Origin of the sequence: Hungatella sp. SB206 (genome assembly GCF_051132295.1) — a bacterium.
In the GTDB taxonomy this organism is placed as follows: domain Bacteria; phylum Bacillota; class Clostridia; order Lachnospirales; family Lachnospiraceae; genus Hungatella; species Hungatella effluvii.
On record NZ_CP096603.1, the window covers coordinates 2,302,569 to 2,323,411 of the forward strand.

The 20,843-nt window shown below is 50.2% G+C and carries 12 protein-coding genes and 2 pseudogenes; 9 read left to right on the forward strand and 5 right to left on the reverse strand.

The window, feature by feature from the left end; all coding sequences use genetic code 11:
* Window positions 1-129: 129 nt before the first annotated feature.
* The 6 genes and pseudogenes from M1L66_RS09925 to M1L66_RS09950 form a co-directional block, all read left to right on the forward strand.
* Entirely contained in the window at window positions 130-3,612 is a 3,483-nt protein-coding gene (locus M1L66_RS09925) for a DNA polymerase III subunit alpha (RefSeq protein WP_434692634.1), read from the forward strand.
* A 75-nt stretch (window positions 3,613-3,687) separates the two neighbouring features.
* Window positions 3,688-4,662, forward strand: coding sequence for a 6-phosphofructokinase (gene pfkA, locus M1L66_RS09930; protein ID WP_002600619.1), 975 nt, complete (start codon window positions 3,688-3,690; stop codon window positions 4,660-4,662).
* Between the two features lie 463 nt (window positions 4,663-5,125).
* The gene (locus M1L66_RS09935) at window positions 5,126-5,992 is read left to right on the forward strand and encodes a hypothetical protein (RefSeq protein ID WP_434692637.1); all 867 of its coding nucleotides are present in this window, start codon (window positions 5,126-5,128) and stop codon (window positions 5,990-5,992) included.
* Between the two features lie 776 nt (window positions 5,993-6,768).
* On the forward strand, window positions 6,769-7,515 hold the full coding sequence (locus M1L66_RS09940; protein ID WP_434692640.1) for a transcriptional regulator: 747 nt from the start codon (window positions 6,769-6,771) through the stop codon (window positions 7,513-7,515).
* Window positions 7,516-7,520: 5 nt separating this feature from the next.
* Window positions 7,521-9,056: pseudogene (locus M1L66_RS09945) on the forward strand (glycoside hydrolase family 28 protein); the annotation flags it as partial.
* A 201-nt stretch (window positions 9,057-9,257) separates the two neighbouring features.
* Window positions 9,258-9,914 (forward strand): annotated as a pseudogene (locus M1L66_RS09950) (sugar phosphate isomerase/epimerase family protein); the annotation flags it as partial.
* Window positions 9,915-10,042: 128 nt separating this feature from the next.
* Here the strand turns inward: M1L66_RS09950 and M1L66_RS09955 are convergent.
* On the reverse strand, window positions 10,043-10,918 hold the full coding sequence (locus M1L66_RS09955) for an AraC family transcriptional regulator (RefSeq protein WP_187021736.1): 876 nt from the start codon (window positions 10,916-10,918) through the stop codon (window positions 10,043-10,045).
* Window positions 10,919-11,030: 112 nt separating this feature from the next.
* Entirely contained in the window at window positions 11,031-11,846 is an 816-nt protein-coding gene (locus M1L66_RS09960; protein WP_434692644.1) for a MerR family transcriptional regulator, read from the reverse strand.
* Between the two features lie 218 nt (window positions 11,847-12,064).
* Here M1L66_RS09960 and M1L66_RS09965 point away from each other — a divergent pair, with 218 nt between their 5' ends.
* From M1L66_RS09965 to M1L66_RS09975, 3 genes are read left to right on the forward strand one after another with little or no spacing between them, the layout of a single operon-like run.
* Entirely contained in the window at window positions 12,065-12,823 is a 759-nt protein-coding gene (locus tag M1L66_RS09965) for an ABC transporter ATP-binding protein (protein ID WP_434692646.1), read from the forward strand.
* A gap of 1 nt (window position 12,824) precedes the next feature.
* Complete coding sequence (locus tag M1L66_RS09970; RefSeq protein WP_434692648.1) at window positions 12,825-15,437, forward strand: ABC transporter permease; 2,613 nt, start codon at window positions 12,825-12,827, stop codon at window positions 15,435-15,437.
* Between the two features lie 5 nt (window positions 15,438-15,442).
* A complete protein-coding gene (locus tag M1L66_RS09975) occupies window positions 15,443-17,497 on the forward strand; it encodes a serine hydrolase domain-containing protein (protein ID WP_434692650.1) in 2,055 nt (684 codons plus the stop codon).
* A gap of 67 nt (window positions 17,498-17,564) precedes the next feature.
* Here the strand turns inward: M1L66_RS09975 and M1L66_RS09980 are convergent, their stop codons facing one another.
* The 3 genes from M1L66_RS09980 to M1L66_RS09990 form a co-directional block, all read right to left on the reverse strand.
* Entirely contained in the window at window positions 17,565-18,842 is a 1,278-nt protein-coding gene (locus tag M1L66_RS09980) for a HAMP domain-containing sensor histidine kinase (protein ID WP_434692652.1), read from the reverse strand.
* On the reverse strand, window positions 18,835-19,524 hold the full coding sequence (locus M1L66_RS09985) for a response regulator transcription factor (RefSeq protein ID WP_434692654.1): 690 nt from the start codon (window positions 19,522-19,524) through the stop codon (window positions 18,835-18,837). Before M1L66_RS09985 ends, M1L66_RS09980 begins: the two co-directional genes overlap by 8 nt.
* 65 nt (window positions 19,525-19,589) lie before the next feature.
* The gene (locus M1L66_RS09990) at window positions 19,590-20,684 is read right to left on the reverse strand and encodes a DUF6709 family protein (protein ID WP_434692656.1); all 1,095 of its coding nucleotides are present in this window, start codon (window positions 20,682-20,684) and stop codon (window positions 19,590-19,592) included.
* Between the last annotated feature and the right edge of the window lie 159 nt (window positions 20,685-20,843).

The following is a 20,843-nucleotide window of genomic DNA, read 5'->3' on the forward strand; positions in this document are numbered from 1 at the left end:
GTTTTTGGTTATATATCCCCTGAACGAAAAATCCCGCGCGTAAATAAAAAATATGCTATAATAAACGAATAGGATATGTTAAAATAATTTTGACGAGATATAAGAGATAAAACAAAGGAGACTAGAAACGTGGCATTTACACATTTACACGTCCATACGGAATACAGCCTTTTAGACGGCTCCTGTAAGATTAAGGAGCTGACGGCGAGGGCAAAAGAGCTGGGCATGGACAGCATGGCTATCACGGACCATGGCGTCATGTACGGCGTGATCGATTTCTACCGGGCGGCCAGAGAGGTGGGAATCAAACCCATCATCGGATGCGAGGTATATGTGACGGCCGGTTCCAGATTTGACAGAGAAACCACGAACGGGGAGGACCGCTACTATCATCTGGTGCTGTTGGCCGAGAACAACCAGGGTTATCAGAACCTGATGAAGATCGTGTCCAAGGGCTTCGTCGATGGATTTTATTATAAACCCCGTGTTGATTATGAAGTGCTGGAGACGTACCATGAGGGTATCATCGCTCTCAGCGCCTGTCTGGCCGGCGAGGTACAGCGCTATATCGAGCGCGGTATGTACGAGCAGGGAAAGAATGCGGCGCTCCGCTACCAGCAGATTTTTGGGGAAGGGAATTTCTTCCTGGAACTGCAGGATCATGGAATTCCGGCGCAGCACACGGTGAACCAGGGATTGCTGCGCATGAGCAGGGAGACCGGCATCAAGCTGGTTGCGACCAATGATATTCATTATACATTTGCGGAGGATGCCACACCGCACGATATCCTTCTGTGTATTCAGACCGGTAAGAAGGTAACCGATGAAAACCGCATGAGGTATGAGGGCGGCCAGTACTACTGCAAGACCGAGGAGGAGATGAGAAAACTCTTCTCCTATGCTGCCGAAGCGATCGACAACACACACGATATCGCCGAGCGCTGCAACGTGGAGATCGAGTTCGGCGTGACGAAGCTGCCCCGGTACGATGTGCCGGAGGGCTACGACTCCTGGGGATATTTAAACAAGCTCTGTTTCGAAGGATTTACGAAGCATTACCCTGACGACGACGGTACGCTGAAGGCCAGACTGGAGTATGAGCTGGACGTAATCCATACCATGGGATACGTGGATTACTTCCTGATCGTATGGGATTTCATCCATTATGCCAGATCCCAGGACATCATCGTGGGTCCGGGGCGTGGTTCTGCGGCTGGCAGCATCGTATCATACTGTCTGGGGATCACCAATATCGATCCCATCCGGTATAACCTGCTGTTCGAGCGGTTCTTAAATCCTGAGCGAGTATCCATGCCCGATATTGATATTGACTTCTGCTTCGAACGGCGACAGGAAGTTATCGATTATGTGGTGAGAAAGTACGGCAAGGAACAGGTTGTACAGATCGTCACCTTCGGTACGCTGGCGGCAAAGGGCGTGGTGCGCGATGTCGGACGTGTTCTGGACATGCCTTATGCCAGATGCGACGCTATTGCGAAGATGATACCGGGTGATCTGGGTATGACTCTGGAGAAGGCGTTAAAACAGAGCCCGGATTTAAGAAGTGCCTATAATGAGGACCCGGAGGTCAAATATTTAATCGACATGTCCATGCGTCTTGAAGGCCTGCCAAGGCATACCTCCATGCATGCGGCAGGAGTCGTTATCAGCCGTACCTCGGTAGACGAGTATGTTCCGCTTTCAAAGGCGGCTGACGGTACGATCACGACACAGTTCACCATGACCACGCTGGAGGAACTGGGGCTTTTAAAGATGGATTTCCTGGGACTCCGGACGCTGACCGTTATTCAGAATGCGGTGAAGGCTGTGGAGAAGAACCGCGGCGTGGCGCTCGATATGGATTATATCGATTACGACGACAAGGCGGTGCTGGAATCCATCGGAACAGGAAAGGATGACGGCGTGTTCCAGCTGGAGAGTTCGGGGATGAAGAGCTTCATGAAGGAGTTAAAGCCTCAGAGCCTTGAGGACATCATTGCCGGTATTTCCCTCTATCGCCCGGGCCCTATGGATTTCATTCCCAAATATTTAAAAGGAAAGAATGATCCCTCGTCCGCGACGTATGACTGCCCTCAGATGGAACCGATCTTAAGCCCGACCTATGGCTGTATCGTCTACCAGGAACAGGTTATGCAGATCGTGCGGGATCTGGCCGGATATACCATGGGCCGGAGTGACCTGGTTCGAAGAGCCATGTCGAAAAAGAAGACGTCGGTCATGGAAAAGGAACGCCAGAATTTCGTTTACGGAAATCCGGAAGAGGGTGTTATGGGCTGTATAGCCAACGGGATCGATGAGAAGATTGCCAATCATATCTACGATGAGATGATTGATTTTGCAAAGTACGCATTTAATAAGTCCCACGCGGCGGCTTATGCCGTGGTTTCTTATCAGACCGCTTTCTTAAAATACTACTATCCGCAGGAATATATGGCGGCCCTGCTGACCTCGGTCATGGATAATGTGACCAAGGTATCGGAATACATTTTAAGCTGCCGGCAGATGGGGATATCCATCCTTCCGCCGGATATCAATGAAGGGGAGAGCGGCTTCTCGGTTTCCGGAGGTGCGATCCGCTACGGCCTCTCGGCGATCAAGAGCGTCGGCAAATCCGTCGTGGAGCTGATCGTCTCAGAGCGGGAGAGCAACGGGCTTTTCACCTCCATCGAAGACTTTGTGGACCGCATGAGCAATAAGGAGGTCAACAAGAGGACGCTGGAGAACTTCATCAAGTCGGGTGCGCTGGATACCCTTCCCGGAACCAGGAAGCAGAAGGTCCTGGTGGCGCCGGAGCTTCTGGATCAGAGGAGCAAGCAGAAGAAGAACTCCATGGAGGGGCAGCTGACGCTGTTCGACATTGCCAGCGAGGAAGAGAAGACACGGTACCAGATTACCTTCCCCAATGTGGGAGAATTTCCGAAGGAGGAGCTTCTGGCCTTTGAGAAGGAGGCGCTGGGAATCTACGTAAGCGGCCACCCGCTGGAGGCCTATGAGGCCACCTGGAGGAATAATATCACCGCGGTTACCATAGATTTCATAGTGGATGAGGAGACGGAAGCGGCCCGCGTCCAGGATGGCACGTATGTGACCATCGGCGGCATGATCACAGGGAAGACGGTGAAGACGACAAGAAACAACAAGCTGATGGCGTTTCTCACGCTGGAGGATTTAGTCGGATCTGTGGAGGTAATCGTATTTCCAAAGGATTATGAGAGCAAAAGGGAGCTGTTTGTGGAGGACGCCAAGGTCTTTATCCAGGGCCGCGCTTCCATCGGTGACGATCCGGTGGGAAAGGTCATCTGTGAGCGCGTAATCCCCTTCCAGAGCCTTCCAAAGGAGCTGTGGCTGAAGTTCCCCGACAAAGACGTTTACATGGCCAGAGAGGCCGAAATCCTTTCAGAACTGAAAGAGTCGGAAGGAAATGACACCGTGATCATTTATCTGGAAAAGGAGCGGGCGAAAAAGGTTTTACCGGCCAATAGAAATGTAAGTGCTTCCAATGAACTTGTCTCTGTTTTGGCTGAAAAACTTGGTGAAAAAAATGTCAAGGTTGTAGAAAAAACAGTTGAAAAGATAAGGAAAATGAATTAGAATACAATTTGTATGATTTGGTAAGAACGAAGACAGTTTACAATAAAAGATGTTCAGAAACAGGAGGAAGTTACTATGGCAAAACAAGTAAAGACTATCGGCGTATTAACCAGCGGCGGTGACGCACCGGGTATGAATGCGGCAATCCGTGCGGTTGTCAGGACGGCTATCCATAAAGGATTAGAAGTAAAGGGCATCATGAGAGGATACGCGGGCCTTCTGCAGGAAGAAATTGTTGATATGACGAGTACCAGCGTGTCGGACATTATTCACCGTGGCGGTACGATTCTCTATACAGCCAGATGCCAGGAGTTCACAACGGCTGAGGGCCAGAAAAAGGGCGCCGATATCTGTAAGAAGCATGGGATTGACGGCCTGGTGGTAATCGGCGGTGACGGTTCCTTCCGCGGAGCGGGAAAGCTTTCCGCACTTGGAATTAATACCATAGGACTTCCGGGAACCATCGATCTGGATATCGCATGTACCGATTACACCATCGGTTTTGATACTGCTGTGAACACGGCGATGGAGGCCATCGACAAGGTGCGTGATACATCTACTTCCCATGAGCGCTGCAGTATCATTGAGGTTATGGGACGCAACGCCGGTTACATTGCCCTGTGGTGCGGCTTCGCCAACGGAGCGGAGGATATTCTTCTTCCGGAGCGTTACGACGGTGACGAGCAGGCGCTGATTAACCGCATTATTGAGAACAGAAAACGCGGCAAGAAGCATCATATCATCATCAACGCGGAGGGTATCGGCCATTCTTCTTCCATGGCGAAGAGAATCGAGGCGGCAACCGGCATTGAGACGAGAGCAACGATTCTGGGCCACATGCAGCGTGGCGGCGCGCCTACCTGCAAGGACAGAGTTTATGCTTCCATTATGGGTGCGAAGGCGGTTGAGCTTCTCTGCAAGGGCGAAAGCAACCGCATCGTGGCTTACAAGCACGGCGAATACGTAGATTTCGATATTCAGGAAGCACTGAATATGCACAAGGATATTCCGGAGGATCAGTATCAGATCAGCAGAATGCTGGTTCGGTAATCTGAGGAGCATAGGTTTGCCGGTCGGCGGACTGTAGGATTAGTAGAATCGGGTAAAAGGGTTTGGGAGAATTCCCGCAGACGATACACGGTGTTTGGTGTATGGAGGCGGGGATTCTCCTTTTTGATTGAAAATGGGCTTGCGGGATGATTGAATGCATGATATACTATAAATACAAGTAATTAGTACTGCGAAAACAGATAATAGCCTTCCATAAGAAGCTATCACCATATCCAGAATTCTGTTCCGTATTCACGGGTCATAGTGCCGTCCGGCATCTGGTTTTCCTGCGTCGATTCTGACGATGTTTCCTGATTTGTTATAGAGTGTTATAGAGTTTCAATAGAAAATAATATGGAAAGCAGGGTTATTGTCTGTCGGTTTTAATGCTGTTATAATGGAGATAGGTTCTTATATAGCTTGGTTTGGAGGCTATATGCAAGAAAAGAGGAAGAATGATTCAATGGTTGGAGTATCTGGCGCTGGTGGTTCAATGGCTGGCGTATCAGGCGTTGGCAATGCACCTGTTCCGCCGGAAAATCTTCCGCTGGAGGACATGATTCTAAAGTCCGCTGTCACGTATTTTGGGGAGGTGCTGCTTCCATATCTTGGGATCGACTATGAGGTTAAGGGGATTGCGCCCACGGAACTGGTGTATCTGGAAGTTAAGGGAATGATCGAGGATTTTACCTATATTGTTTCCGACCGTTCCTGGATCCATCTGGAATTTGAAAGTGACAAGGTCACGGAAAAGGACCTGCGCCGCTTTCGGGCATATGAGGCGGTAACCGGCTATACATATCGGGTTGTTCCTGTGCGGTTAAAAGACTGGGACGCCGATCAGTTGTATGATCAGTTGAAGCATAAGCAGCAGGCGGGAGAGAGCATTGATCGGAAGGATGTGATTCCGGTACTGCTGGCGCCGCTGATGTCCGGGAATATGCCGGAAAAAGAGCGATTTATAGAAGGAAATCGTCTGCTTCAGACCTCCGCAGAAATTACGGCGGATGAAGGGGTGAAGATGCAGGCAGTTCTCTATGCACTGGCTGTGAAGTTTTTGGACTCGAAAGATTTAGAAGAAGTAAAGGAGGAATTTTCCATGACATTATTGGGGCAGATGCTTGTAAATGATGGAATCGAAAGAGAAATCGAAAGAGGAATCGAAAGAGGAATTGAAAAAGGCAGAAGTGAAACGCTGAGAGAACTTGCTATCGAAATGCGGAAAAACGGAGAGCCATATGAAAAAGTTTCCCGGTATACAAGGACCGCTGTCGAGACGATCCGGCTATGGGAAAAGGAAAATGAATGTGACATTGTCAGGGAATCTTGATTCAATTTTCAAATCCGCAGTTTGAGGACCATATAGATCGTAAATATCAGGCGTGGAGCGATGGGGGACGACGCACTGTCTGTGGACTGCTTTTGAACTATAGAAGAGACTGGCACGGCAGTGGGTATCTTTGCAGCAAAAGGTATTTGTAATTTATTTTCGTGCGTAAGCCAGGATAAACTTGTAAACTTACAGAATTATTAAGAGGTGTGGTTCTTCATGAGGCTGAGAGAGATTTCGGGGGTTTCGTTCCGCCTGGGAGCCGGGGCCGGAGCACTTCCCCCGGTTTCGGCTCATGGTTTCGGCCGGGGCATCTCTAAGGCCGGAAGGATACAAAAACAAGGGTACCGATGACATTCATCGGGAACTCCTGAAGGACTTCCCGATTCAGGTCCTCTAAAAATCTGACTTTGAGGTCAGATTTTTCCCCTCGTTTTTGCACCCTTCCGGCCTAAGAGCTGCCGACGTCCTGCAAAAATCGCCGAAACCGGGGGAAGTGCTCCGGCCCCGGCTCCCAGGCGGAACGAAAACCCCGAAATCCCAGCTTAAGTTAATGACGAAAGCAGCTTTTCATAATTCTGTAAGTTTACAAGTTCATCCTGTGAGTAAGCGCTTACACATTGACAGCATTTGGTAATAATGATAAACTAAAAATGTAGTTATTTTACTGATTAAAATAAAGAAACAGAGATGTAAGCGATTACATAATTGGGCGTAGAATATGAGCTGAGCCCTGTTATGCACCGCGGGAATGAACGATGAGGAGATGTAAAATCATGGAAGATATCTATGAGTTGTCCGGTTTGATGCAGATGTACCAGGCAACGGGCGCAGCCGGATATGGGGATCGTGTTCTGGAACGAATCAACAGGACCGGTCTGCCGGCAGGCGGAAACCTTCTCTCCGGGAGGGAAGCCGGAGCATATCTGTTTGCTCTGAGGCAGACTGGGAAGCAGGAATACCGGAATGCGGCAGATCTTGTTTTTAACCGACTGGTGAGTGGGGAAGAAGTGATAAGTGAGACGGCCATGCCTTTTTATGCGGAGTATGATACTTTATTTAATAAAAAAGCCCACTATGGAGAGATCGCGGCGTATTTTGAGAGAAAAGAGGCGTGGTCAGGTCAGGAGGCTGCCGCACTGATTGATACAATTGATCGGATGTCGATGGAAATCTATGAATACTACAGGGCGTTGTGTGATTTGTTTAAGCAGGTAATCCGCCAGGGAATGTTGGCAGTAGTTCAAAACACGGAAGTACAAAACGTGGAAGTACAAAGCATGGAAGTACAAAGTGCGGAAGCGCATCTGAATAACGGAAGGGCCTGGGCTGGCTACGCAGTTTTAAAGGCGTGCAACATGGGGATATTAAACCGTGAAAAATATGGAGAGTCTGGACTCCGGATCTGGAGACGCTTCGAAGAGCAGCAGGAACAGGAAGATGGACTTGGGAATATGCTGAAGGCACAGTACCTGGTCTTTGAAAAAGACAGGGAAAAATGGTCTGTTGATATGCGAGGATGAAGAACATGGAGCTAAAGGTGATTTGTATGACCGCCCGGTCAGCGACATTGGAGACAGAGGCGGGCCGGATTTTTGAATTTGATACTGAGGGAGAGGTTTACATAAACGGGAGCCTTTATAAGAGGACAAACCGGGTGATTTTCAGTCTGTTTGGATTAAAGCCGGATACGGAGTATGAGGTATGCTTAAAGCGGGATGGGGAAGAGGCGAGAACCGTTTTTCGTACGGATTATGAATTCGTGACTCTCAATGTCAAAGAGGTCGGAGCAAAGGGAGACGGGATACAGGATGATACCGGATTTATACAGGCGGCGATTCTGGCATGTCCTAAGAATGGACGCGTGCTGATACCAAAGGGAGTATACCGGATTACCAGTCTGTTTTTAAAAAGTCATATCAGGCTGGAGCTGGCAGCCGGAGCTGTTTTGGCGGCGGATACCGACCGCTTCAGATATCCAAGATTTCCAGGTATGATTGAAAGCTACGATGAGACAGAGGATTATAACTTAGGGACGTGGGAGGGAAATCCTCTTCCCATGTTTGCTGGAATTATCAATGGAATTGAAGTGGAAGATGTGGTAATCTATGGAGAGGGACTGGTGGACGGCCAGGCTTCCTTTGAGAACTGGTGGAACGATGTGGGAACAATGCGGGGAGCTTTCCGGCCGCGTATGGTATTTCTGGAGAGGTGTAAGAGCATCACGCTTCAGGGATTTCATCTGAAGAACAGCCCCACCTGGGTACTTCATCCGTATTTCAGCCAGGGACTGCGTTTTTTGGATCTGGATATTAGGAATCCTGCGGACTCGCCCAATACAGACGGATTGGATCCGGAATCGTGCAGAGATGTGGAGATTGCGGGGCTGCATTTTTCCCTCGGTGATGACTGCATTGCCATAAAGTCAGGGAAAATTTATATGGGGCGCCGCTATAAGACTCCTTCGGAGAATATTGAGATTCGCCAGTGCCTGATGGAAAATGGCCATGGTGCGGTTACGGTGGGAAGCGAGGTCGGAGCCGGTGTAAAGGCGGTGCAGGTGAAGGACTGTCTGTTCCGGTGCACTGACAGAGGTCTCCGGGTGAAAACCAGGCGCGGAAGGGGAAGGGATTCGGTGCTGTCTGATATTTCCTTTCAACATATAATCATGGAGAATGTCATGACTCCATTTGTGGTCAACAGCTTCTATTTCTGTGATCCGGATGGAAAGACGGATTACGTGCAGTGCAGGGAAGCTTTGCCGGTAGACGAGCGGACACCGGAGATTAAAAACCTGTCCTTTAAAGATATTAAAGCATGGGACTGCCATGTGGCGGCTTCTTTCCTCTGCGGTCTGCCGGAGCAGAAGATCCGTAAGATTGAGCTGGAAAATGTGGAGATATCCTTTGCTGAACAGGCCAGGGAAGGCGTTCCAGCTATGATGGAAGGGGTGGAGGCCTGCTCCAGACAGGGATTTACCGTGATGAATGTGGATACGCTGATCTGTAAAAATGTAACCATTACCGGACAGAGGGGCGATGCGTTTATTATGAGCAATATTGATTATTTTGAATATAAGGAGGAAACGAAGTTGCAGATAGGAATTCGATTACACGATATTGAACCAGGAACACTGGAACAGAGAGTTATGAGAGCACATGAACAGGGATTTACCTGTGGCCATCTGGCGCTTGCAAAGACGGTGACGGAACACTCTGTTGCCAATTCAGCGCTGACACCCGGGTATGCTGCATATTTAAGAAAGATGTTTGCAAAGTACGATGTGGACATTGCAGTCCTGGGCTGCTATTTGAATCTCGCCCACCCGGATCCGGAAGAATTAAGGAAGATACAGGAACGGTACTTTGCACATATTCGGTTTGCTTCTATTTTAGGATGCAGTGTGGTGGGAACAGAGACAGGGGCTCCCAATGCGGATTACCATTTTGAACCGGCGTGCCATACGGAAGAGGCGCTTCAGACATTTATAACGAATGTGCGCCCGATAGTGGCGTGTGCGGAAAAGTTTGGCGTTATTCTTGCTATCGAACCGGTTTGGAGTCACATTGTTTACGATTCGAAACAGGCACTTCGGGTTTTGAAGGAGATCAATTCTCCTAATCTCCAGATCATTCTGGATCCGGTCAATCTTCTTTCAGTGGAAAATAGCAGGGATTATGAGTCTGTCTTTACTCAGGCGATTCGGGATTTGGGAGAGTATACCGCGGTTCTGCACATGAAAGATTTCGTCGTGAAAGAGGATAGAATCGTTTCCGGTGCTCCGGGTACCGGAATCATGAAATACGATACGATCATGGATTTTGTGCGGAAGGAAAAACCGTATATTCAGATGACGATCGAGGACAGCACACCGGAAAATGCAGTGGAATCAAGGGAATTCTTAGAGAGCTTTGAGGGATGAAGGTCGCAGGAATAACGAGAATATTCTTATAGTTTACAAGAATGATGGGGACTGATATCAGCGGACTGAGTCGAATGGAACAGAGAAAGGGACGGACCTTAACAGGACCGTCCCTTTCTCTGCTGCACTTATTTACGTTTCACCGGAATCCAGATTTCACTTTCATAATCCAGCTGACTGCAGTCGCTCATGGAATACCATTCGATATTCATATTCATGGAAAACTCATAGTCCGGGTTGCCGGGAAGCCATTCCTTGAAAATCTTTGTGTTGACTGCCTGCAGGGAGCCGGGAAGCGGTCCGGTGCAGTGGAATTTTGCCCACTCCGCGGCGGGAATCTCGAATACCTTCATGCCCTCGGGAACAGGGCCTCCGTTGTAATGGCCAACAATCAGATAGTGAAAGGTGTCTCCGCCGGGATTATCGTCTATGCAGATACCGAATTCTCCGATTTTACAGATGTCAATTGCCTGCTGCACTTCGGGAGGATTATCTCCGCGGTCGAAGTGCTCACAGAACTGATTCCAAAGTTTCGGAATTGTCTGATAGGAATCGTCAAAACGAACCTCGTATTCATAGCCGATTACCGAAAATACATTCATCTTTTCTACTGCATAATCCATGTCATTTCCTCCTTGTACTGAAACGGTTATTTTTAAAGGCAAAAATGTGTGGATTTTATTGGAAGTTTTCTTCATCTGCGCTGGCGAAACTCCGTGAAAACGGCTGAATGCCTTTGTGAAGCTCTCAGGTGTGTCGTATCCGTACCGGTAAGCCAGGTCAATTACCTTAGTGCCTCCGGCAATGACATCCAGTGCGGCCAGATACAGCCTGCGGTATCGGATATATTCTCCGATGGAGTAACCGGTCATGATGCTGAAGCCTTTCTGGAGATAAAACGACGAGATATGTACCTCTGCGGCCACATCGTCGGGGCTGATATCCTCCAAAAGATGGTTTTCCATAAAATTAATTGAACGTTTTAAACTTTCTGTCCATTCCATTGTTCCTGCCTCCTGGTTATGAGCACTTCACGTCTGTCTTTTGGACGCTTACGTGCAGTGACTATAATGATGGTAACGCATAAACGGAATAAAATCCTGTCATTCCGTGGCTTTATTTGTCCGGCTGACATGGAGCCGGAAAATCGCCGGTGCTCCTGTATGTTCCTGCGTGTGGATTGACTGATTCTGATTTTTTCAGTTCTGATAAAAGTATAATGATCTGTTCCGCGTTTTCTCTTGCCTGCTCCAGAGAAGTAAGAAGGTGGTCACAGGCAGTCAGAATGTCGTCATCCGGCCTCGGCGTATCGATGGCATCACGGATACTGGCCTCCGGATTGAGGGACAGCGCAGACAGCATACGTAGGATGGCGGAAAGAGAGTAGTTGGCGCAGCGAAGGGATTTGATGATAATCAGCCGTTCCAGATCGCGGGAAGTGTAAACGCGGCGGCCATTCTGGGATTTCGCTTCCTCCAGCAGTCCGTTGCGCTCCCAGTTGCGCAGCGTGTCCACGGTGATGTGCAGGGAAAGGGCGGCCTGTGTTCTCGTGAGAAGCAGGTCGTCGGAAATACGCGTACGCCCGGAAAGGATTTGTCCGGCAATCTGTATGGCTGTCTCCCCATTCTGTTTTTCTTCGTTGATCTGGGTCAGATAGATATCAGAGAGGAGCAGCGCCTTATCAATGTCACCGGATGCACACGACTTTACGATTGCAGCAGCCTGTTTCCGCAGGCCGTTCTGAAGGACTTCAACCTGAAAGGCCAGACGCGCGATCCGAAACTGGATCAGGTGGTAATCCGTGAATACCCGGTAACCGTTGGTTTTTCGCTCCGGCCTCGTAATCAGCCCCAAGTCCTCGTAAAGCCGCACTGTGTTGGGATGGATTCCGATAAGCTTTGCCACATCGGAAGTTGAGTAAGTATTTATCATGTCAATTGCCTCCGGTTTAATATCATAATCATATCATAACCAAAAAGCCTGGTGTTATAGTGGAGGGTTTTCCTGCCTTCCTCCAGTTTACCACAGAAATGGTATTCAGTTAAGAAACTGATAAGAATTTGACAGCAGTTTTCTAAGGACTTTTTTTCATCGGCCATTTATAATGGTGGTATCGGAGGAAAGAGACCGGTTAAGAAGGGAGAAAGACGATGAAAGAAATCGTTATTCAGACAGATAAATTGTGTAAGAGCTTTTCCAGCGGCGGGAGGCTGCAGCATGTGCTTAAAAATCTGGATTTGAGTATCTATAAAGGAGACTTTACCGTGATTATGGGGGCTTCCGGCTCGGGTAAGTCCACATTGCTTTATGCGCTGTCGGGAATGGATAAGCCGACGCTGGGAGAGGTGATGTACGGAGATGTGAAGATTAACCATCTGGGAATCAGCGATATGGCTGTGTTCCGCAGGAAAAACTGCGGGTTTGTATTTCAGCAGATTCATCTTTTGGACAATATGAGCGTTTTGGACAATGTGCTGGCCTGCGGTCTTCTGGTGTCCAGGGATAAAAAGGCCGTTGCAGCCAGGGCAAAGGAGCTGCTGGGCGAAGTCGGAATTATGAAAGAGGACTGGGGAAAGTTTCCGTCCCAGCTTTCCGGCGGCGAGGCTCAGCGGGTAGGCATTGTGAGGGCACTGATCAATGAGCCGGCCGTGATATTTGCAGATGAACCCACAGGAGCCTTAAATTCGGCGTTTGGAGAGCAGGTGTTAAATACCCTGAGCGAGGTGAACAAGAAGGGCCAGAGCATTGTTGTCGTCACTCACGATGTGAAGACTGCGAGGCGGGCAGACCGGGTGGTCTATTTGAAGGACGGCATGATCTGCGGCGAGTGCCGGATGGGTACGTATACCAGCAATGATATGGCGCGTCATGAGAAGCTGAATGCGTTTTTGACGGAAATGGGGTGGTAAGATGCCGGTTTTTATGATTGCCATGGCAAATATCAGAAAGAAAAAGGGCGTGGCCGTTTCCATGGGTGTTCTCATACTGCTGTCAGTGGCTATTTTTAATGTGGGACTCACTTTGCTGGCGGGAATTAACCATTTTTACGACACGGAAAATGACAGGCTGGGCGGAGCGCATTACATGGTCCGGTTTACGGGAAATGAGTACCGTGAAGAGTATCTCGACTTCTTCTTGCAGGATCCGAGGGTGGAAACCGCAGAGACGGACGAATTTGTAATGATGGATATGGCCTCCTTCCCGGAAGGCGGCGTTATCTCCGCCAACTTCCTGAATATGGACCGCAGCAGGAAGATCGGCGGCTACTTCGTGGCGGAGCAGACCGAGGTGCCGGAGGAGGATGAGGCAGTCTGCATTCCGGTGTTTATGAAGGACATGGGATATGGACTGGGGGATGAGCTGATCCTGAATTATAATAAAAAAGATTACCATTTCCGCATAGCGGGCTTCACGCAGTCCACCTGGCTTCACTCTTCGGTCAGCAGCATGGTGAATTTCTATATGCCGGAGAAGGCGTATGAAAAACTGTACGAACAGCAGGGCGGCGGATATATGCTCCTGGTGCGGGTGAAGGATCAGGCTGATTTAAAAGGATTAATCGCGGATTTTAAGAAAAATACGGATGTAAATATTGAAGCGATTTCCATGGATGCGAAGGCTATGGAAATAACCATCGACGACATGAGAAACGGAACCACCATGGTGGTTACCATTATTTCCGTGGTACTGTTTGTATTCTCGTTTTTGATGGTGATTGTCGCTGTGATAGTGATGAAATTCAGGATTTCCAATCATATTGATTCTCAGATGCGAGGTATTGGAGCGCTGGGAGCCGTGGGGTATACGGGAAGGCAGATCCGGTGGTCGGTGGTCCTGGAGTTTATCATCATCGGAATGATCGGAACAGTGTTGGGAATCGCCCTTTCCTATGGGATCATCGCAGCCCTGGGCGGGCTGATTACAAGCTCGGTGGGCGTTACCTGGAGGAGCGGTGGACATATCGGCTTCGATATCCTGAGCGCGGCCTTTATCATGGCTGTAGTGGTGTTGGTCGCATGGCGTTCCGCCGCGGCAGCAGCCAGAATTGTTCCGGTGGAGGCGCTGCGGGGCGGCATCAAATCCCACAGCTTCAAGAAGGAGCATTTTCCGCTGGAACGGACGCGGGGCTCTCTCTCCATGGTGCTGGGATTAAAGAGCATGGCGTTTAGCCGGAAAATGTATTTTATGGTTGGCATCATTTTCGCCGGCATTGCATTTGCCAGCGCGTTTTCCATCATCACCTGGTGGAATATGGGGATTAACGACGAGCTGGTGCTTAAGATGACAGGATATGAGATCAGCGATATCATGGTCTATAAGGCCCCTCACGAAAATTACGAGGAACTGACGGAAAAGATCGGCGCCATGGAGGGCGTCAGAAAAGTGAGCCTCTATGAGATGGAGTCCCTGAGCGTGGAGGGCGAGCTGTTAAGCTGCTACGTGTCGGACGACTTTGGTAAACTGGAAATGGTGGAGGTCTATGAAGGGAATTTCCCGGAATACGATAATGAGATCGTGGTGACGGGACTTCTCGCCAGGAGCTGGGGAAAGAAGATTGGGGATACCATTACGGTATCTTCAAACGGAGCTTCCGCTGAATATGTGATCTGCGGGCTGACACAGACCATGAATAACTTCGGCCGCATCTGCTTTATGCATGAGACAGGACTTTTAAGAGTGGAGCCGTACTACGAAAAGAATTCCATTCAGGTGTACTTAGAGCCGGGGCTGGATATCGATACGTTTATCGGGGCCATGGAGCAGAGCTTCCGAGTGCTTTCACCATCTGTGTCACCTGGTAATACGGGAGCGGATATGAACAGCAATACAGATAACAGCACAGATTCCGGTACAAATGCCGGTACAAATGCCGGTACGGACAGCGGCACAAGTATGGATACCGGCACGAAAAAACAGGAAGCTCTGGCCGCGGCGAAGAGAAAGGCGGAAGAGAAGCTCGCTGCCCTGATATCCATGTACGGCGTGGACAGCGCCCAGTATGCCCTGATGGTAGACGGCGAAGTCGTCTTAAGCGGTGATACGAACGATTATGAGATAGACAGGATTGAAAACAACAGACGGCTCTTTGTGTCCAATGTGGACAGCATTGCCGATTCCACACGCATGATGGCAGCCCTCATCATCACGGGAACCGTGCTTCTGGTGGTGCTGGTGCTTTATATGGTGATCAAGTCGATGCTCACAAGGCGGAGAGGAGAATTCGGCATCTACAAGGCTCTGGGCTATACGGACAGACAGCTGATGGAACAGATCGCCATAAGTTTTCTGCCTGCATCGGTGGGAGGAACGCTTGCCGGTTCCCTTGCGGCCTGCCTGTCGGTGAACCGCATGGCCAGTCTCTTGTTTGAACAGCTGGGAATTTCGGAGATGAATTTTGTAGTGGAGCCGTGGCTGATTCTTCTTATGGCTTTCGCTCTGGTGGTATTCGCATTTGCGGTTTCTATGGTGCTGGCGGGAAAAATCAGAGGCATCACGGTATATGGATTGTTGACGGAGGAATGATGAGGATGAAGAAGAGATGGTACCATGTAACCGCCGTTCTGGCGGCTGCGGCAATATTTTCCGGAATGAACGGTTTTGGCCGGGAGGCCTGCCTGGCGAAAGAGACGGTACCGGCGGGGACGGAGGGCGTGGGAGTCCAGGCTGCGGCTGAGCCCCTCATGTACGGGATCGGCTCCACCAGCAAAGTGGTGACCGCGGCTGCGGTCATGAGGCTGGCCGATGAGGGGAAGCTTGATCTTAAGAAACCGCTCATCACATACATTCCGGAGTTTGAGATGGCGGATGAGCGGTATCGCAGGATAACGCCGGAAATGCTCCTGGATCACAGTTCCGGGCTTCCTGGCAGCACGTTAAATAATGCCATGCTGTTGGGAGACAACGATACGGAAAATCATGATATGCTGCTGGCGCGGCTTAAGAAACAGCGCCTGAAATCCGATCCGGGAGATATCCAGGTGTACTGCAACGATGGCTTTACACTGGCGGAAATATTGGTGGAGCGGGTGACCGGACTTAGCTTTACGGAGTACATCGACCGGGAATTTTCGGAAAATCTTGGCCTGACACAGTTCAAGACGCCTCAGAGCGGCAATCTGTCGGGCCGCCTGGCGAAGATATACGATGAGGGCACCGGGGAGGAACTTCCTCCGGAACATGCCAACGTGATCGGCAGCGGCGGTATTTACGCGACGGCCATGGACTTATGCCGCTTCTCGGAAATATTTATGAAAAACAGAGCAGGTAATGCCGGACTGCTGTCCGACGGAGCGCTGCTTGCCATGGAAACCAGCCGTTACAACGAGGAGATCAACCCGAACGGCTATGATACGACCTTATCCTATGGGCTTGGATGGGACAGCGTGGAAACGTATCCATTCAGCCGCTATGGGATAAAAGCCCTCGTTAAGGGCGGCGATACGAACTTCTATCACGGCAGCTTAACGGTGCTTCCGGAAGAGAATATTTCCTGTGCCGTGCTTACCAGCGGCGGTTCCAGCACGCTGAACCAGCTGGCTGTTCAGGAGATTGTGATGACGTATCTGGACGAGGTCAAAAGAATTGAGCGGGGAGATGAAGAGAGTGTAAGCCGTGGAGAGAAGGCGGACGCCATGCTGCCTGTGGAAATGGCAGAGCGCTCCGGCTGGTACGCCGGCAGCGATCTGTTAAAGCTCTCTGTCTCCGGCGAAGGGGAGATGACAGTTGCCTCCGAAGGAAGCGGAAGGCGGAGAGAGCAGGTCTATCGACTTGGAGAAGACGGTGGATTCTACTCTATGGACGGCAGCTATATCAGTGCCTCGGGAGAACTGTCGAAGGGAAGCGGCGGACGGATCGGGCGAACCAGACTGAGTTTCCAGGAAGGAAAAAAGGGAAGAGAGTATTTGATGGCGGAAAGCATGGAGGTCTACCCTGGCCTTGGCCGTGTGGCCACGTATCTTCCTGTCGGCACTCGGTATACCGGCAATGCGCCGGCGGAGACTGCGGTATCAGCCTGGAAGGCGCTGGATGGCCAGGAGTATTATCTCTTAAGCGAAAAGTATACTTCCAGTGCGTGGCTGAAACGGTTCATGGTGAAGCCTCTGCTGCTTGACGAACCGAGGGGAATTCTTTCCTTTGAGAATCTGGAGCTGCGTATGGCAGAGGTCACGGATGAGGCGCATGCGAGATTTTTTACAGAGGTTCCGGGGCAGGCGGGCCGCGATTTAAATGATTATACGCGGACGGAGGAGAATGGAAAACAGTATCTGGAATCGGGAAGCTACCGCTATATTGCAGCAGCGGACGCAGAAGCGTTTCCTGACGCAGACAGTGAGCGGACCATCGGAGCAGACGGGGAGGCGGTCTGGTTCATTACCGGAGACAGGAATCAGAAACGTCCGGTTATCATCGAAAAACCGGAGAACGGCGCATGGTACGTGTATGACCATACCGGCCGCGACATGAAATGTGTATCGAGTTCGTGGACATTGAGTGAGGACCATCCGTTCTATCTCCCGGAGGACGGCCGAGTGGTACTGGTGGGCGAAGCGGGAGCCGCGTTTACGATCCGTTATGCGGATTAGAGCGTGTCTCAAAGTTCCCTGCACAGCGTTCCCGGAACACGGAGGCCGGCCCGGTCCTGACGCACTGTCAGGTACCGGGATGGCGAAGCGGAAGATAGAGAATGACTGAAAAACCGTCACTGCGGTTCCTGCATTCGATGATGCCGCCCATACGCTCCATCAGATTTTTGGAGATATAGAGTCCGAGTCCGGAGCCATCGGCCTTTTTGTCCGAGTTGGAGCCGCGGAAGAATTTGGTAAAAAGGCTGGGGAGTTCCTCATCGGGGACTCCCTTTCCGTAATCCATAAACTCGACGCGCAGGCCGTCTTCTGTTAAGTCAGACACCACGTTTATATCGCTTCCCGCGTATTTGTAGGCGTTATTTAAGATGTTGCCGATGACCTGTTCCAAGCGGAACGGATCGATGAGGAGAATGCAGCCGGGAAGCGTAAATGGCGATATTCTGCCGCAGTAATCGGCATCCCGGATCATGGTTTCGACTAAACGGCTGCTCGCCTCCGACAGGTTTACGGTCAGTTCCCCCAGCTCGTCTAAAGAGGCCTGAAGCATGTTGGTGATCAGATGGTCGATCTGGTCGGATTTCTGGTAAATGGTCTGAAGGCGTTCTCTGACCGGCGCCTCTTTTTCCGTGACCAGCAGAAGCTCGCTGGTCAGCTTGATGGACGCGACCGGAGTCTTGATATCGTGGCTCAGCGAAGCAACCAGCTCTTTCTTGCTCCGGTTTGCCTCCGCTTCCTTAAATCTCGCCTCCCTTAACTGATCCCGCATGATGTCAAAGCTTTCGGTAAATGCGCCGAACACGTGCTTTCTGTCCATGGGAAGGGGGAAATCCAGATCGCCCATGGCGATGTGTCGGGTGAAATCTTTCATACGCCGAAACGGCTTTAAAACGGCATGGTTCAAATAAGCAGTACAGATCAAAATAGGAATCAGCGGCAGCAGCAGAAGAAGAACGGCGAAAAAGGCCAGTTCTTTTTTTGCTTTCAGAAGAGCAGCATCGTATCCGGTGGCAATGAACACATGGCCCTTCACGGCCTGGCCGATGGTGAGATCCAGCACGGTATCGTGTCTGCGGATCGCCTCGGTCATGGTTTCAGGGGCGGCGGCAGAGGTCTTTAGCAGAATGTCTCCCGAGAGGTCTGCGACCGTGTAATCGTAGGGAAAGGAATCCGGTTTAAAAAAGGTTCCCTGTTCCCACTGGGCGGCCGTCTCTTTTTCGATGCGGTTGATGGAAACCATATCGATTGCCGGCATCTCCAGAGAGGAAAAAAGCCGGAACAGAAAGACGGCGCCCAAAAGGAGCCAGGAAACCAGAAACAGTAATGTCCATTTTTTCTTAATCATCGCATTCTCCATTCTCCATGCGGTATCCCGTACCCCATACCGTTAAGATGAGCAGCGGGTGATTGGGGTCTTTCTCAATCTTCTCCCGCAGATGGCGGATGTGGACCGATAAGGTGCCCTCGCCCACATAGGGGTCCGGCCAGACGTTCTCCAGAAGCTCTTCCTTCGTGACGACGCGTCCAAGATTCTGCGCCAGATAAACAAGCAGCCGGAATTCCATTTCTTTCAGTTTGACCGGTTTTCCGCCTACGGTTACCTTGTGGGCGGAGAGGTCGATCTCGACATCGGCGATCCGCAGGGGACCGGTTTCCACGGTCCGTGCACACCGTTTTAAGACGGCCTTTACCTTGGCCAGCAGAACGCTTAAGGTGTATGGCTTGGTGATGTAATCATCACCGCCGATGTTTAACGCAGTCAGAATATCGTCGTCGCTGGTGCGGGCGCTGATAAACAGAATCGGAACATCCGTCTGTTCCCGCAGCTTCTTGCAGAGTCCGAAGCCGGACCGGTCTCCCAGATTGATATCCAGCAGAAGAAGGGAGACCGTATTCTCTTTTAAAAAGTCAATGCACTGTTCGTAGCTGGTTACATAGGCTGATGACAGCTCAAATAAGTTAAAGTATTCCGAGGTAGAACTGGCGATTGCTGTCTCGTCGTCTACAATCAGGCAGTCGTAATGCATGGCAGTCTCCTGTTCTTGTCACGATGACCCGTGCGCAGCGCGTACGAGTCATCATTGGTTTGTTATTATTCTTCTGGATTCGTATAGTTCCACGGTTCATCCGGCGCAGTCTGGAAATCTTCCGCAGGACGGTTATAACGCAGGTTCAAGAAGCCCTGGAAATCCTTCTGGAATGTCTTTTCAAGTTCTTTTTTGTAGCCGAGAATCATGTGAGGCTGCTGCTGTTCATAAACATTTAATGCGGCCATGGCCTCTTTTTCCGACGCAGCCAGGGTATGTAAGCGTCTGTTGATATCGTACAGGCGCAGGGAGCTTTCGGAGTTGCGTCCCGTGCGGTGGTAGTAATAGCCCCAGACCAGATCCTTGTTCTCCAGAAGCTGGGAGGAGATGCCGGAAACGTGGTAGGTCCAGCGCCTGCCGACCCAAATGCTGCTGGAGATGGCGGAGGCTGATGCGAAATCTGCTTCTATGTGCTCCATAGATACGGATGGATTGGCCTCGATATACTTCTTAATATTTTTCTGAGTGCTGCCGGTAAAATACCGGATAAGCGTGTAGATGAGGCAAAGGATCGTTACAGCCAGGATTGCGAGGCAGATATAGATGGAGACAAAGGAGCGGTCTCCGACCTTATTTGTGTCGATATAATAGGGAAGCGCTATTTCAAGGAATTCCTCGCCCAGATCATCGGTAATCTGTTCCTGATAATACTGGAGACGCTTGCCGGTGAGCTCTGTCCAGGTTCCTTTGACGGATTTGGTATTGGTGAGCTCATCGACCTCGCCGTTCAGCCAGCTGATCGTGTCATCGATATACTGGTTCATCTCGTCCTCTTTGGAAGAAGGAAGCTCAATTCCGAAAAAGTATCCATCCTCCTCAAAATAAACGAAGTAGCTGATATTTTTCAGGGTTTCTTTCTTGGTGTCTGTGTTGCGTTCGGTCTGACGTACATATTCGTCAACAATATACTGCGCATCGAAGCTCACATAAGTGCCCTTGGCGGCGTCATAGTCCATGCCTGCCGTAATCGGCTCCGGCCCTTTGACAAACATCAAAATCGATTTGCCGCTGTAAAAGAAGACGGCACCGACAATGATGACTGAGATGACGATACGCCACATCAGATTTTTTGTTACACGCTTTTTCAATGTCTCTAACATAGTAGTTCCCCCTTATCTTTGGAAATGCTCATTATCCTGTTATCATACAGGAAATTGTGTGATATTACAATGCAATTATACTTTTTTCCTTATTATTTTTCGTCTCTTCTGTCACGGTACACAGCCTCCGCCGGCCCCTGTGTACCGTAACTTCTTCTT